The following is a 14374-nucleotide window of genomic DNA, read 5'->3' as shown; positions in this document are numbered from 1 at the left end:
AACCAACCCCTATGCTCCCGACCCAGGTATAGCCACTAGCACTGGGGGCAGGTCATGGATGGGGCGGCGTTGAGGGCTGCGCGGGAAGCGCGGGGGGATACGCAGCAGGCCTTTGCCGACTGGCTGAATGCCCGTCTCAGCCGCCGCTATGACAAGGGCCGCATCTCCCGCTGGGAAGGCGGGACGGAGAAGATCCCGCAGGTCGTGGCCGATGTGGTCAGCACCCCGGCCCGCCGTCAGCGTGACCGCGCCACCATCATCGCCATTTCCAACCAGAAGGGCGGTGTCGGCAAGACCAGTGCCGCCGTCAACATCGCCGCCGCCCTGGCCGCCCTGGGCCAGCGCGTGCTGCTGGTCGATGCCGATCCGCAGGCCAGCGCCACGGTGCATCTGGGGATTTCCCAGGCCGAGGCGTCGGAGGCGGGGCGGACCACCTATCATGTCATGCTGAAGGACCAGCCGGTTTCCAGCGCCGTGCTGCCGGTCTGTGACGGGCGCTTCCACCTGCTGCCATCGACCATCCTGCTGTCGGCGGCGGAGACGGAGCTGATGGCGGAGCCGATGGGCACGCTGGTGCTGCGGGAAAAGCTGTCCACCGTCGCCCGTGCCTATGATTACATCCTGCTGGATTGTCCGCCGCATCTGGGCATGATGACCCTGAACGCGCTGGCCGCCGCCACGGGCGTGCTGATCCCCGTGCAGACGGAGATGCTGGCCATGATGGGCGTGCCGCTGCTGCTGGACACCATCGCCAAGGTGCGCCGGCGCGGCAATCCCGACCTGTCGATCATCGGCATCCTGCCCACCATGTTCACCGCCCGCCACACCCAGGACCGGGCCACCTTGGCCGACCTGACGGAACGGTTCGGCGGTTCCTTGCGCATCTTCGCGCCGGTGCCACGTTCCACCATTTTCCCGCAATCGGTGGCGGCGGCGCAGCCGACGGTGGATGTGGCGCCCGATCCCGCCCTTGTCGCCCCCTTCCGCGAGGTGGCCAGTTACCTGCTTGAAGCCGACCAGACGGAGGAAGCCCGTGTCGCGTAAGCTCGCCCGCACCAATCCGGCGCTTGCCCCCGCCATGCCCATGGTGCCGCGCGACAGCGGGATGAACCGCCTGTTCGGCACCTCCGCCGACTTCCCGGAACTGGTGGAACTGGACCTGGAGCAGGTCCACCCCAACCCGGAACAGCCGCGCCGGCATTTCGACCCCACCGCCCTGATGGAGCTGGCCGACAGCATTCGCCATAACGGCCTGCTGCAGCCCATCCTGGTCAAGAAGCACGCCGATGGCGGCTATATCATCGCGGCGGGTGAACGGCGCTGGCGGGCGCACGGGCTTCTGGGCAAGCCCACCATCTTCGCCGTCATCACCAAGGGCGATATCGAAGAGGTGGCGCTGGTGGAGAATCTCCAGCGCCGCGACCTGGATGCGCTGGAGACAGCATCGGCGCTGGGCCGGCTGGGCGAACGCCATAACTATGCGCAGGAGCAGCTGGCCGTCGTTGTCGGCCTGTCCAAGTCGGAGGTCTCCCGCCTGCTGGCCCTGCGCGGCTTGCCGGACAGGGTGCAGGCCGAATATCCCGGCTTCCGCGACAAGGTGACGAAAAGCCATCTCTATGTCCTGGCCGACACGGAGGGGGAGGAGGCGCGTCTGGCGCTGTGGGCTCGTATCAAGGATGGCGCCACCATCAAGGAACTGCGCGCCGCCAAGCAGCAGCCGGCGACACCGGCCGCCAGCGAAAGCCCGGTCCTGACCGTGGCCCGCAAGCTGGGCCGCAGCCTGGACAGGCTGTCCGATCGCGCCGGAAGACTGGCCGAGGATGAGGTCGCGTCCCTGACGGTATTGCGCGACCGGATCGACAAGCTGATCCAGGGCTGATACCTCCCCCGATGGATGAGGGAGGGGGGCATTTGCGACGTCGCAAATCACGCCCCCAGGCCGTAAGGATGGGGGATATTCCCCCACGGCGTAAGGATGGGGGTGAAGATGCGCAAGGCGCTGGTGGCAATCCTGGCAGGCCTGTTGGCCAGCCTCCCCGCAAACGCCCAGAATCCGCCGGTTTCTACCCCGCCGACCGCTGCAAAGCCCACGGCCCAAGTGAAGGTGGAGGGGTTCCGCAACGCCCGTTTCGGCATGAATGAAGCCCAGATCCGCGACGCTATCGGTAAGGATTTCAAGCTGTCGGGCGATGCCATCCAGAAGGTGGAGGACCCGACGGAGCGCACCGCTGCCCTGGTCATCAAGGTCAATGACCTGCTGCCCGACAGCGGCCCGGCCATCGTCGCCTACATGATGGGCTACAAGACCAAGAAGCTGTTCCGCGTCAATGTCATCTGGGGGCAGGAGATCGGGTCGCCGACCAGGCCGGAACAGATCGTGGGGGCCGCCAATGCGCTGCGCAACTACCTGTTGGGTCAGGGATACCGCAAGGAAGGGCTGATCTTGAACCAGTCGCTGGGGGCCGACAATATCCTGGTCTTCCAAGGGTCGGACACCCAGGGCCGCCTGACCGAGCTGGTCCTGGGCATCGCCAAGAAGCCGCCGGCAAAACCCGATGCCCAGCCGGAGGTGGCGGGCGCCAGCATGCGCCTGTCCTATGTGGAAAAGCCGGCGGAGCCCGATATCTACACGGTGCCGGGCGGGTTCTGATCCCCACCCTTACCGCTTGGGGGCATCCTTACCGCTTGGGGTGTGAACGCGGCCGCATGTCGGCGGTGCGCTGATATATTATTATCTGAAAATGGTTCGGGAACCTGTCGGATTCCCCGGTTCCCGTCCGTCTTTCTGATATCCGCCAGCAGGATGGCATCGTCGGGACGGGGGAAGGGCATTGCGCACAGTTTGTTGTTTTGTGGCATCGGAAATTTTGCAACGGCGGTCTGCCCGGCACTTCCTGTCAGAATAGTGATTGGGATCACAGGAAATGATCCGTGTTCACCGGATAACAACCCAAAATCTTCAGGGCCGCCGGTTCGGCAGGGCGGCCTTTGCAGGGGCGCGGCATTTATCACGAAAGTGGTAGACGCCAACGGCCTTGTTAACCATACCCATCGGCAAGCATTCATGATACATCCGCCCACGGATGTAATTCCATGACCGGCCTTGCCGGCAACAACGAAGTTCAAGGAACTCCACCATGCGTATGACCCCATGGCTTTCCGGCCCCCTCGTGCTTATGGCGCTGACGCTCACGGCTTGCGGCCAGGACGGCGGCGGGGCGGGCATGGGGGCGATGCCGCCGGCGGAGGTCGCGGTGGTGTCGGTCAATCCAGCACCTTACACGCTGACGACGGAGCTGACGGGACGCGTCACGCCCTACCAGGTGGCGGAGATCCGGCCACAGGTGTCCGGCATCATCAAGGACCGGCTGTTCACCGAAGGCAGTGACGTGAAGGCCGGCCAGCCGCTCTATCAGATCGACAGCGCCCCCTACCGCGCCGCCCTGGCGCAGGCGCAGGCCGATCTGAAAAGTGCGCAGGCGCAGCTGACGGCGGTCAAGGCCAAGGCCGGCCGCTATAAGGAGCTTGTCGCCGTGAAGGGCGTCAGCCAGCAGGAATATGATGATGCCGTGTCCGATCTGGGCGCGGGGGAGGCGGCGGTGGCCGCCGGCAAGGCCGCTGTGGAGACGGCGCGCATCAATCTGGACTATGCCGGCCTGACCTCTCCCATCGACGGTCGTGTCGGCCGCTCGCGCGTCACGCCGGGCGCTCTGGTCGTGGCGGGACAGGACACGCTGCTGACCACCGTCACCCAGCTGGACCCGATCTATATCGACCTGACCCAGTCGGCCGATGCCATGGCGGCGCTGCGCCGGCAGGTGGCGGCGGGCGAGGCGACGATTGCCGAAGGCGGCAAGCTCAAGGTCAAGCTGATCCTGCCCGACGGCACGCCCTATGCCCAGGAAGGGGCGCTGGATTTCTCCGACATCACGGTGGATGAGGGCACGGGCACCGTCGGCCTGCGCGCCACCTTCCCCAACAAGAATCTGGAACTGCTGCCCGGCATGTTCGTTCGGGCCGTGGTTGATCAGGGCACCCGTGCCGAGGCGTTCCTGGTGCCGCAGCAGGCCGTCATCATCGGCCCCGGCGGTGCCGCCATGACCATGGTCGTGGGCAAGGAGGACAAGGTGGAGATGCGCCCGGTCACGGCCGCCAAGGCCGTGGGCGACCAGTGGGTGGTGACCCAGGGCCTGGCGCCTAAGGACCGGGTGATCGTGCAGGGCGTGCTGAAGGCCGCTCCGGGTGCCCAGGTCAAGCCCGTACCCTATAACCCGGCTCCGGCCGCGCCGGCCCCGGCCCGCTGATCATCCCGGAGTGAACCGAAATGGCGAAATTCTTCATCGATCGCCCGGTCTTTGCCTGGGTGATCGCCATCGTGATCATGCTGGCCGGCGCGCTGTCCATCATGCGCCTGCCGATCGAGCAATATCCGGCCATCGCCCCGCCGACCATCGCGGTGAACGCGTCATATCCCGGCGCCTCGGCCGAGACGCTGGAGAAGACGGTCACCCAGGTGATCGAGCAGAACCTGAAGGGCATCGACAATCTGCGCTACCTGTCGTCGAGCAGCGACAGTTCGGGCAGCGTCACCATCACGCTCACCTTCAATGCCGGCACCGATCCCGACATCGCCCAGGTGCAGGTGCAGAACAAGGTGACGCCATCCTTGTCCTCGCTGCCGTCGGAAGTGCAGCAGCGCGGCGTGACTGTGGCCAAATCCGCCGCCAGTTTCCTGATGGTGGCCGGCTTCATGTCGACCGACGGGCGCCTGTCGGGCATCGATCTGGGGGACTTCATCGCCACCCGCGTCCAGGACCCGATCAGCCGTGTCAATGGCGTGGGTTCGGTACAGGTGTTCGGTTCCGGCTATGCCATGCGCATCTGGCTGGACCCGGTGAAGATGGCCGGCTTCGGCCTGACGGTGGAAGATGTGTCCAGCGCCATCCAGGCCCAGAATGCCCAGGTCTCCGCCGGCCAGGTCGGTGGCACGCCCTCGGTCAAGGGCCAGCAGCTGAACGCCACCGTGACGGCGCAGAGCCGCCTGCAGAAGCCCGAGCAGTTCGAGGCCATCCTGCTGAAATCCGCCCGCGACGGGGCGGCCGTGCATCTGCGCGATGTGGCGCGGGTGGAACTGGGTGGCGAAAGCTACGATTTCGTCTCCCGCTACAACCGCATGAACGCCGTCGGCCTGGCCGTCAATCTGGCCACGGGTGCCAACGCCCTGGAAACGGCAGAGTCGGTGAAAAAGGCCATCGAGGATCTGCGCCCCAGCTTCCCGGCCGGGGTCGATGTCAGCTATCCCTATGAGACGACGCCGTTCGTGAAGCTGTCGATCCAGGAGGTGGTGAAGACCCTGATCGAGGCGGTGGTGCTGGTCTTCCTGGTGATGTACCTGTTCTTGCAGTCCATCCGGGCGACCATCATCCCCACCATCGCCGTGCCGGTCGTGCTGCTGGGCACCTTCGGCATCCTGGCGGCGTTTGGCTTCACCATCAATACGCTGACCCTGTTCGGCGTGGTGCTGGCCATCGGCCTGCTGGTGGATGATGCCATCGTCGTGGTGGAAAATGTCGAACGCGTGATGGCGGAAGAGGGGCTGTCGCCGCGCGAGGCCACGCGCAAATCCATGGACCAGATCACGGGTGCTTTGGTCGGCATCGGCCTGGTCCTGTCGGCCGTGTTCATTCCCATGGCCTTTTTCCCCGGTTCCACGGGCGTCATCTACCGCCAGTTCTCCATCACCATTGTGTCGGCCATGGCGCTGTCGGTGCTGGTGGCCCTGGTGTTGACCCCGGCCCTGTGCGCCACCATCCTGAAACAGCAGGACCATCACGAGCGCAAGGGCTTCTTCGGCTGGTTCAACCGCGGCTTCAACCGCGTCAATAACGGCTATGTGAGCGCCACGACCGGCGTGCTGCGGCGGAGCAAGCGCTTCCTGGTGCTGTTCGTCGGGCTGGTGGCGCTGCTGGGCTTCCTGTTCGTCCGCCTGCCCACCGCCTTCCTGCCGGAAGAGGACCAGGGCATCATGTTCGCCATGGTCATGGCCCCACCGGGATCGACCCAGGAGCGCACGCTGGAAACCGTGAAGCAGGTGGAGGATTACCTGCTGGATCAGGAAGGCAAGTATATCAAGGGCGTGTTCTCCGTCGCCGGCTTCAGCTTCGCTGGCCAGGGGCAGAACTCCGCCATGATCTTCGTTCCGCTGAAGGATTGGTCGGAACGCGAGGGGCGTGAGGGCACGGCCCAGGCGCTGGCCATGCGCTCCATGGGGGCCTTCATGGGCCTGAAGGATGCGATGGCGTTTGCCTTCACCCCACCGGCCGTGCAGGAACTGGGCAATGCCACGGGCTTCGACTTCCAGCTTCTCGACGAAGCCGGTGCCGGGCACGAGGCGCTGCTGGCCGCCCGCAACCAGTTGCTGGGCATGGCGGCCCAGAACCCGGTCCTGGCCGGCGTGCGCCCCAACGGGCTGGAGGACACGGCCCAGCTGCGCATCGAGGTCGACAAGGCCAAGGCCGCGGCTCTTGGCCTGGAAATCGCCGATATCAACAGCACGCTGACCGCCTTCTGGGGGTCCACCTACATCGATGATTTCGTCGACCAGAACCGCGTGAAGCGCGTATTCCTGCAGGCCGACGCGCCGTTCCGCATGCTGCCCGACGATATCGCCAAGCTGCATGTGCGCAACGACCAGGACGAGATGGTGCCCTTTTCCGCCTTCGCCAAGGCGGAATGGAACTATGGCCCGCCCAAGCTGGAGCGCTTCATGGGCACGGCATCCATGAACATCCAGGGTGCACCGGCGCCGGGCTACAGCTCGGGTGAGGCCATGGCCGCGATGGAGGAGATCGTGTCCAAGCTGCCGCCGGGTATCGGCTATGCCTGGACCGGCCTGTCCTATGAGGAGCGGTTGTCCGGTGCCCAGGCACCCGCGCTGTACGCCATCTCCCTGCTGGTGGTGTTCCTCTGCTTGGCGGCCCTTTATGAAAGCTGGTCGATCCCGTTCGCGGTGATGCTGGTGGTGCCGCTGGGCGTGCTGGGGGCGGTGGTCGCGGCCACACTGACCGGCATGTCCAACGACATCTATTTCCAGGTGGGCCTGCTGACAACCATCGGGCTTTCCGCCAAGAACGCCATCCTGATCGTGGAGTTCGCCAAGGAATATTACGAGAAGGGGATGGGTCTGGTGGAGGCCACGCTGGCGGCGGCGCGCCAGCGCCTGCGCCCGATCATCATGACCTCGCTGGCGTTCATTCTGGGTGTTTCACCGCTGGCTTTGGCATCGGGTGCCGGATCGGGCAGCCAGAACGCCATCGGCATCGGGGTGATCGGTGGCATGTTGGCGGCCACGGCGCTTGCCATCTTCTTCGTACCGATCTTCTTCGTCGGCGTGGAAACGTTGGTCAGGCGCTTCAGCCGCAAGAAGCCGGATATGGCGGGCCAGGAGTGATGATGATGAACAAGCGAATTTCCTCCCTGGCCCTGTTGGGCGTTCTGCTGGGTGGATGCAGCATGGCGCCGGACTATCAGGCCCCGGCCACAGGCATCGCCCAGAACTATCCCCAGGCGTCCAGCCCGGCGGCCGCGGTGGCCGATCTGGGCTGGCGGGACTTCTTCCTGGATGACAGCCTGCGCAGCCTGATCGACCAGGCCCTGGTCCAGAACCACGATCTGGCCGTGGCCGTCGCCAATGTCGAACGGGCCCGCGCGCTCTATCGCGTGGAACGCGCTGCACAGTTGCCCAATATCAATGCCGGTGCCTCGGCCACCCGATCACGGGTGAACGAGCCGCAGGCCGTGACCGCCAACCAGTATCAGGTCAATGCCGGCATCACGGCGTTTGAGCTGGACTTCTTCGGACGGGTCCGCAGCCTGTCCGATGCGGCCCTGGAAAGCTATTTCGCCACGGCCGCCGCCCGGGAAACCGCACGGCTGGCCCTGGTGGCGGAAGTGGCGAACGCCTATCTGACCTTGCTGGCCGACCGCGAACAGCTGGCGTTGACGCAACGGACCTTCGACGCGCAGAAGGAAAGCTACGATCTGGTCAAGCTGGCCTTTGATCGCGGTGCCCGCTCCATGCTGGAACTGCGCCAGGCCGAAACCACGCTGGAAACGGCGCGGGCCGACCAGGCCGCCTTCCGCCGGCAGGTGGCCCAGGATGAGAACGCCCTGACCCTGCTGGTCGGCAGCCCGGTCAGCATCGCCGCCGACAAGGTGCTGGGCGAGGATGGGGCGCTGCTGGTGCCGGGCCTGCCGGAAGGATTGCCGTCCGACCTGCTGACCCGCCGGCCGGATATCGCGCAGGCCGAACATAACCTGCGCGCCGCCAATGCCAATATCGGCGCGGCGCGGGCCGCCTTCTTCCCCCGTATCAGCCTGACCAGCGCGCTCGGCACCGCCAGCAGCTCGCTGTCCGGCCTGTTCGAAGGCGGGACGAAGGTGTGGAACGTGGGGGCCGATGCCAGCCTGCCGATCTTCGATTTCGGTCTGAACCAGGCGAATCTGGACGTGGCCAGGGCTGACCGCGACATTGCGGTTGCCAATTACCAGGGGGCGGTGCGCACGGGCTTCCGTGAGGTTGCGGATGCGCTGGCCGCCCGGTCCACCCTGGATGACCAGGTGGCGGCCCAGACGGCCCTGGTGGTCGCCACGCGCGAGACCTATACCCTTTCCCAGGCCCGCTACGACCGGGGCGTGGATAATTACCTGCAGGTGCTGGACGCGCAACGCAGCCTCTATGCTGCCGAAAGCGGCCTGATCGTGCTGCGCCAGCAGCGCCTCTCCAACCTCGTCACGCTGTACAAGGCGTTGGGCGGTGGCTTGTCGGACCGGGCGCCCGGTGCCTGAGGGCCCGTGTAATCTTCGCACTGCAACATAACTTTAACGTTCAAGGGCGGGTCTCCGAAAGGGGCCCGCCTTAACCTTTTACGGTGACACGGAGCCCTTGGAGTCGCGGCTGCACAAGGGAGTATGCTGTTCCCTGTCCCTTGCGCGTATTACCCCCGAAGTCCTGCTGTTCTGCCCTTTTCGGCGTGCACCCCTGCGCAAAGACATAGGTTGGCATGCCTAAAGACTGTGCTTTTCATGCATCGGATATGCTAATCTCCATGTCAGTAAGTTGTTTTTGTCGGTCTGCGCTTCCCATGCGGACCATCCCTACGTTAATGTCTTTCCGATAGATCGGGGCCTATGGTACACCAACCATGGTTTCGGCACTGCGGTACGAGGGCGAGCCGCAGGGTAACGTCAATAAGGAGTGTCTTCCCGCATCACGAAAGGTCAACGCTGTCGATCCCGACGGGTCGATGGCCTTCAATTCGTGCGTGGCGAAGAAAACTCACAAACCACACCTGAAGGGTGGCGACATTGGAATATCTTCTGGCCATTACCCTGCAGATCGCCCTGTCTGCCCTTATTTGCCTCGCGGCAAGCCCCATCGGCAACGCGCTGGGCATCATGGACAAGCCTGACAGCCTGCGTAAGCTGCATCGCGGCGCTGTGCCCCTGGTGGGCGGTCTCGCCATCCTGCTGCCGGCGGTGCTGATCGGCGGTGGCCTTTCCTATATGGACGGTGTGGGTCTGCACTGGGTGATCGTGCCGGTCATGGTCATCCTGTTCGTGATGGGCATGATCGATGATCGCCAGCATCTGCCGCCCGTCGTGCGCCTGTCCGTGTCGCTGGTCATGTTCTCGTTCGCCATCATCCTGGCGCCGCAGCTGGCCCTGACCGGTCTGGATTTTGGCGGCGGCATGCAGGTGGACATCCCGCCCTTCATGGGGGCGATGCTGACCATCGTCAGCCTGGTCGGCTTCCAGTACGCCTTCAACATGAGTGATGGTGCCAATGGCATTGCCAGCGGCATGGCCATGATCTGGGGCCTGTTCTTCGCGCTGGCGGGTGCCGGCACCCTTTCCATGCTGGCGCTGTTGATCGTGGCTGGCGGGGCGGTGTTCCTGGTGTTCAACATGCGCGGCCGCATCTTCCTGGGTGACAGCGGTGCCTATGGCATTTCCGCCGTCATGGGCCTGCTGGGTCTGGCCGTCACCGGCCATGCCGATAGCAGCCTGACCAATATGCAGCTGATGGGCCTGTTCCTTCTGCCGGTCCTGGACTGCCTGCGCCTGATCGTCTCGCGCCTGCGCGCCGGCCGTGCGCCGTTCTCTCCCGATCGGGAGCATCTGCACCATTACCTGCTGCGCTGGCTGGTCTCGCCCAGCCGCACGGCCATGTTCTACTGGGCCATGGTGGCCCTGCCCAACGCGGCGGGCGTCCTGCTTGGTGGCATCCCCGGCTTCATGCTCACCGTCGTTCTGACGCTGTTCTTCTACCGTATCGCCCTGGCCCGTACCGCCAGCGTTCCGGCCCAGGCCGGCGTTATCGGGGGCGAGGCGCGCTGATTTACCCGACCCGCCGGGCTCCTCCCGAAGCGGGATTACTGTCGAGCGGCCGGGGATTTTCCCGGCCGTTTTTCTTGGTGCACGCTATTCAGGTTGGGTTCAGGGCGCCCCTGTCAGGATGGTTCACATCATCCATCGACAGAAGGAGCCATCCCATGTCCCGCACCCGTTTCGCTGCCGCCCTGCTGCTTGTCAGCACGCTCGCCACCGGCACCTATGCTGTTGCCCAGGTCATCGTCCCCGTCGCATCCACCGGCCTGGAAACGACGCCGCTTTCCAGCCTTCTGGACAAATTGGCCGCCCAGGGCTACCGCGATGCGCGCTCGATCGAGCGCAAGAGCGACAAGCTGGTGGAAGTGGAAGCGACCGGCCCGGATGGCCGCCGCATGGAACTCGATGTCGATGCCCGCTCGGGTGAAGTGCTGCGGGCCAAGCGGGATTAGAGCGGATACAGGCAGAACTGAATTGCCTATTCCTTCGTCATCCCGGCGAAAGCCGGGACCCAGGGGCCCAACGCCCCACCTTTCAGCCGCTTTGATCAAGGCGGCGTATAGGTTTGATCCTGTGGCCCCTGGGTCCCGGCTTAGCGCCGGGATGACGGGAACAGGGCGTTTCCAGTTAAGGGTAGACGGATCTAACGACGCACGAAAATACCAGCGGCATTGGATCGGTCACGATCCAATGCCGCTGGTATAAGGGGAGATCGGAAGACAGCCTGTCCATGGCAATTCCGCCCCTCCCATGCTATACTGATCCGATCAACGCCATCCTCATGACCTGAGAACCGGAGCAAGCAACCCGCCTGCTCCGAATGCATCCGTTTTTTGGTTGCACAATGTTTCACAAGGCCGGAGCAACGCAGTGGTCAACTCCGAATGGGTACCGTATCCCCATTGACCAGTTGCGGGCTGGACTTTGACTTTTCAAACAGAAAACCCCGGCGCCTTGCGGTGCCGGGGTTTTTGTTTACAAACCGATCAGGCCTTGCCGGCCATCTCACCCTCGGCTTCCGCCGGCGGGTCGTCGGCGTCCATGGTCTTGCGCAACCGGTTCTCGCCCAGATAGAGCAGGATCGGGGCCGCGATGAAGATCGACGAGGACGTGGCCAGCAGGATGCCGAACAGCAGGGCCCAGGCGAACTCGCGCAGGGCCTCGCCGCCATAAAGGGCCAGCGGTACGATGGACAGGAACACGGCGATGTTCGTGTTGATCGTGCGGGTCATGGTCTCGTTGATCGACCGGTCGATCAGCTCGCGCAGCGGCATCTTGCGGTAAAGCCGCAGATTTTCGCGCACGCGGTCATAGACCACGACCTTGTCATTGATGGAGAAGCCCATGATGGTCAGCATCGCCGCCACGGCCGTCAGGTTGAACTGCAGGCCCGTCAGCGCGTAGAAGCCGACCGTCTTGGTCACGTCCAGCATCATGGTCACCACCGCCCCCACGCCGAACTGCCACTCGAAACGGAAGGTGATGTAGAGCAGCATGAAGAAGGCGGCCAGGCCCAGGGCCAGCATGCCGTCGCTGAACAGCTCCTGCGATACCGATGCGCCCACGGCCTCCACCCGCCGCACTTCCGCACCGGGGAAATTCTGCTCCAAGGCGGCGGTGACGGACTTGATGGCGGCCTGCTGGTTGGCCTCCGCCCCCTCCTGGCGCTCCATGCGCAGGATGACGTCGCGGTCGGTGCCAAAGGCCTGCAGGGCCACCGGGCCGACATTCACGCCCTCCATCACCTCGCGCAGCCGGGGGAAGTCGGTCTGTTCGGCCGTGCGGACCTCCATGACGATGCCGCCAGCGAAATCGATGCCGTAATTCAGGCCCGGCTTGAAGAACATGATGACGGAGATGGTGGACAACACCACCGACACCGCCAGACCCACATGCCTGCCGTTCATGAAGTTGATCTTCATGCCGACGGTTTTCAGCTTGATGGGACCTTGGATGGGCAGGGTCTTGGACCGCGTCCGCTTATACCACAGGGCGGTCAACAGGCGGGCCACGACGGTGGCCGTGAACATGGAGGTGATGATGCCCAGCGACGTGGTGACGGCGAAGCCCTTCACGGAGCCCGTGCCCACCACATAGAGCAGGACCATCTTGATCAGTGTCGTCAGGTTGCTGTCCATGATGGTGCCGCGGGCCTTGATATAGCCCGTTTCCAGCGCCGACAGCGCCGTCTTGCCCTTGCGCAGCTCCTCCCGGATACGCTCATTGATCAGGATGTTGGCGTCCACCGACATGCCGAGCGTCAGCACCACGCCGGCGATGCCGGGCAGGGTCAGCGTGGCCTCCAGCATGGCCAGGCAGGCCAGGGTCAGGAACAGGTTGAAGACCAGGGCAGCATTGGCGATCAGGCCGAAATAGCCATAGGTCAGCCACATATAGACGAAGACCAGCACCACGCCGACCAGGCAGGAGATGACGCCGGCCTTGATGCTGTCGGCCCCCAGCTCAGGCCCGATCGACCGTTCCTCCACCACCGTCAGCGGGGCCGGCAGGGCGCCGGCGCGCAGCAGCACAGCCAGTTCGGTGGCGGTCTGGGCCGTGAAACTGCCGCTGATCTGCCCACGGCCACCCAGGATGGGCTCATTGATGTTGGGTGCGGAGATGACGCGGCCGTCCAGGACGATGGCGAAAGGACGGCCGACATTGGCCTTGGTTACCTCGCCGAAGCGGCGCGCACCGATGCTATCGAAGCTGAAGGAGACGACCCAGCGGCCCGATTGCGGGTCAGCGCTGGGCTGGGCATCGGTCAGGGTGGCGCCATCCACCTCGACACGCTTGCGCACCAGCACCTGGGAACCACCGACTCCCCGGTCGGCATTGGGCAGCCATTCAAAGCCCGGCGGGGCCGACGAACCCGGTGCCACCGTGGCATCGCCCACCAGATGGAAGGTCATCTTGGCGGTCTGGCCCAGCAGGCGCTTGATGCGGCCCGGATCGGTGACGCCCGGCAGTTGCACCAGCACGCGCGATGCGCCCTGGCGGGCCACGATGGGCTCATTCACGCCCGTCTCGTCGATACGGCGGCGCACGATTTCCAGCGACTGGTCCACGGCCTTGCTGACACGGTTGGTCAGGGCCTGCTGGCCGAATTCCAGGCGCAGGCGCTGGGATTCCGGCACGATGGTGAAGTCGGCGACCTCACCGGGCAGGGTGCCCTGGGTCAGGGGGCGCAGCGCCTCGGTCACGCGCTGGGCATCGCCGGGATCGGCCAGACGCACGATCAGCCCATTGCCCTCCACGGCGACACCGGCGGCGCGCAGTTCGGCGGTGCGCAGCAGGCCGCGCACTTCGTCCGTGGCATTCTCCAGCCGCTCGCGCTTCACCGCCTCGGCATCGACCTCCAGCAGCAGATAGGAACCGCCTTGCAGGTCCAGGCCCAGATTGAAGTGACGCATAGGCAGCCAGGACGGCATGTTATGCGGGCCAATCAGGCTGGGGATGGCCAGGGCGCTGCCCAGGAAGCAGATCAGCAGAATGGCGATCGTCTGCAGTTTTGTGAATTTAAGCATGGAATTCATCCGATCAACGGCGCCGTCCGCGCGGGGCGCGCGGCACCTGGGTGATCAAGGGTAAGGCGGAGAGGGGATCAGGCGAGCGCCGGTGGTCCGCGCGGCTGGCCGGGGCCGCTGGCGACCTTGCGGGGCCGCGTGACCGTAACCAGGTTCCGGCCCGCCTGGATCGGCCGGGCGAAGACGGTCTGACCGGCAGTGCCCGGCAGGATGGCGGAATTGCTGCCGCCGGCCATGGCTTTGCCGTCGATGCGCAGCGCTGCCTGGATCAGGGCCGGCTGGGCCGGTGCCGTCAGATCGCAGCCGCCAGGATCATGGCAGCCGGCGGCCGTCTGTGTCGTGGCCGAATGGCCCATGGCACTGCCACCACCCATGACGCCGGCCAGCAGCACGAAGGCCGCCAGCAGCAACAAACGCCATTGGGTGAAGGGAAGACGCAAAGGGGTCACCATCCGATC

Annotated in this window: 10 protein-coding genes; 8 read left to right on the top strand and 2 right to left on the bottom strand. The window is 65.0% G+C overall.

Annotation, left to right across the window (positions count from 1 at the left end; all coding sequences use genetic code 11):
* Positions 1 to 69: 69 nt before the first annotated feature.
* From AC1Q7F_RS12090 to AC1Q7F_RS12055, 8 genes are all read left to right on the top strand, one after another.
* Positions 70 to 1044, top strand: coding sequence for a ParA family protein (locus AC1Q7F_RS12090; protein ID WP_492507063.1), 975 nt, complete (start codon positions 70 to 72; stop codon positions 1042 to 1044).
* Positions 1034 to 1879 carry a ParB/RepB/Spo0J family partition protein gene (locus AC1Q7F_RS12085; protein ID WP_492507061.1) on the top strand — a complete coding sequence of 282 codons (846 nt, stop codon included), beginning with the start codon at positions 1034 to 1036 and terminating at the stop codon, positions 1877 to 1879. The genes AC1Q7F_RS12090 and AC1Q7F_RS12085 overlap by 11 nt, the downstream gene beginning before the upstream one ends.
* Before the next feature lie 108 nt (positions 1880 to 1987).
* Complete coding sequence (locus tag AC1Q7F_RS12080; RefSeq protein ID WP_492507059.1) at positions 1988 to 2650, top strand: hypothetical protein; 663 nt, start codon at positions 1988 to 1990, stop codon at positions 2648 to 2650.
* Between the two features lie 487 nt (positions 2651 to 3137).
* Positions 3138 to 4304 carry an efflux RND transporter periplasmic adaptor subunit gene (locus AC1Q7F_RS12075; RefSeq protein WP_492507057.1) on the top strand — a complete coding sequence of 389 codons (1167 nt, stop codon included), beginning with the start codon at positions 3138 to 3140 and terminating at the stop codon, positions 4302 to 4304.
* A 20-nt stretch (positions 4305 to 4324) separates the two neighbouring features.
* A complete protein-coding gene (locus AC1Q7F_RS12070; RefSeq protein WP_492507055.1) occupies positions 4325 to 7450 on the top strand; it encodes an efflux RND transporter permease subunit in 3126 nt (1041 codons plus the stop codon).
* 5 nt (positions 7451 to 7455) lie between these two features.
* The gene (locus tag AC1Q7F_RS12065; protein WP_492507053.1) at positions 7456 to 8847 is read left to right on the top strand and encodes an efflux transporter outer membrane subunit; all 1392 of its coding nucleotides are present in this window, start codon (positions 7456 to 7458) and stop codon (positions 8845 to 8847) included.
* A 519-nt stretch (positions 8848 to 9366) separates the two neighbouring features.
* Complete coding sequence (locus AC1Q7F_RS12060) at positions 9367 to 10398, top strand: glycosyltransferase family 4 protein (protein ID WP_492507051.1); 1032 nt, start codon at positions 9367 to 9369, stop codon at positions 10396 to 10398.
* A gap of 155 nt (positions 10399 to 10553) precedes the next feature.
* A complete protein-coding gene (locus AC1Q7F_RS12055) occupies positions 10554 to 10841 on the top strand; it encodes a PepSY domain-containing protein (RefSeq protein WP_492507049.1) in 288 nt (95 codons plus the stop codon).
* A 534-nt stretch (positions 10842 to 11375) separates the two neighbouring features.
* On the opposite strand, the gene secD is transcribed toward AC1Q7F_RS12055, so the two are convergent.
* Together secD and AC1Q7F_RS12045 are read right to left on the bottom strand one after the other, a co-directional pair.
* Positions 11376 to 13916 carry a protein translocase subunit SecD gene (secD, locus tag AC1Q7F_RS12050; protein ID WP_492507047.1) on the bottom strand — a complete coding sequence of 847 codons (2541 nt, stop codon included), beginning with the start codon at positions 13914 to 13916 and terminating at the stop codon, positions 11376 to 11378.
* A 77-nt stretch (positions 13917 to 13993) separates the two neighbouring features.
* Positions 13994 to 14365, bottom strand: coding sequence for a hypothetical protein (locus AC1Q7F_RS12045; protein ID WP_492507045.1), 372 nt, complete (start codon positions 14363 to 14365; stop codon positions 13994 to 13996).
* Positions 14366 to 14374: the final 9 nt, after the last annotated feature.

Source organism: Niveispirillum sp. GW835-FHT14G11 (assembly GCF_058793615.1).
The sequence above is the reverse complement of the archived record's forward strand: the minus strand, read 5'-3'. Positions and strand labels throughout refer to the sequence as shown.

Excerpts from the sequence above, each read along its gene's own strand:
- AC1Q7F_RS12080 (WP_492507059.1), top strand. The coding sequence starts at position 1,988 with ATGCGCAAGGCGCTGGTGGCAATCCTGGCAGGCCTGTTGGCCAGCCTC.
- AC1Q7F_RS12075 (WP_492507057.1), top strand. The coding sequence starts at position 3,138 with ATGCGTATGACCCCATGGCTTTCCGGCCCCCTCGTGCTTATGGCGCTG.
- AC1Q7F_RS12070 (WP_492507055.1), top strand. The coding sequence starts at position 4,325 with ATGGCGAAATTCTTCATCGATCGCCCGGTCTTTGCCTGGGTGATCGCC.
- AC1Q7F_RS12065 (WP_492507053.1), top strand. The coding sequence starts at position 7,456 with ATGAACAAGCGAATTTCCTCCCTGGCCCTGTTGGGCGTTCTGCTGGGT.
- AC1Q7F_RS12055 (WP_492507049.1), top strand. The coding sequence starts at position 10,554 with ATGTCCCGCACCCGTTTCGCTGCCGCCCTGCTGCTTGTCAGCACGCTC.
- secD (WP_492507047.1), bottom strand. The coding sequence starts at position 13,916 with ATGCTTAAATTCACAAAACTGCAGACGATCGCCATTCTGCTGATCTGC.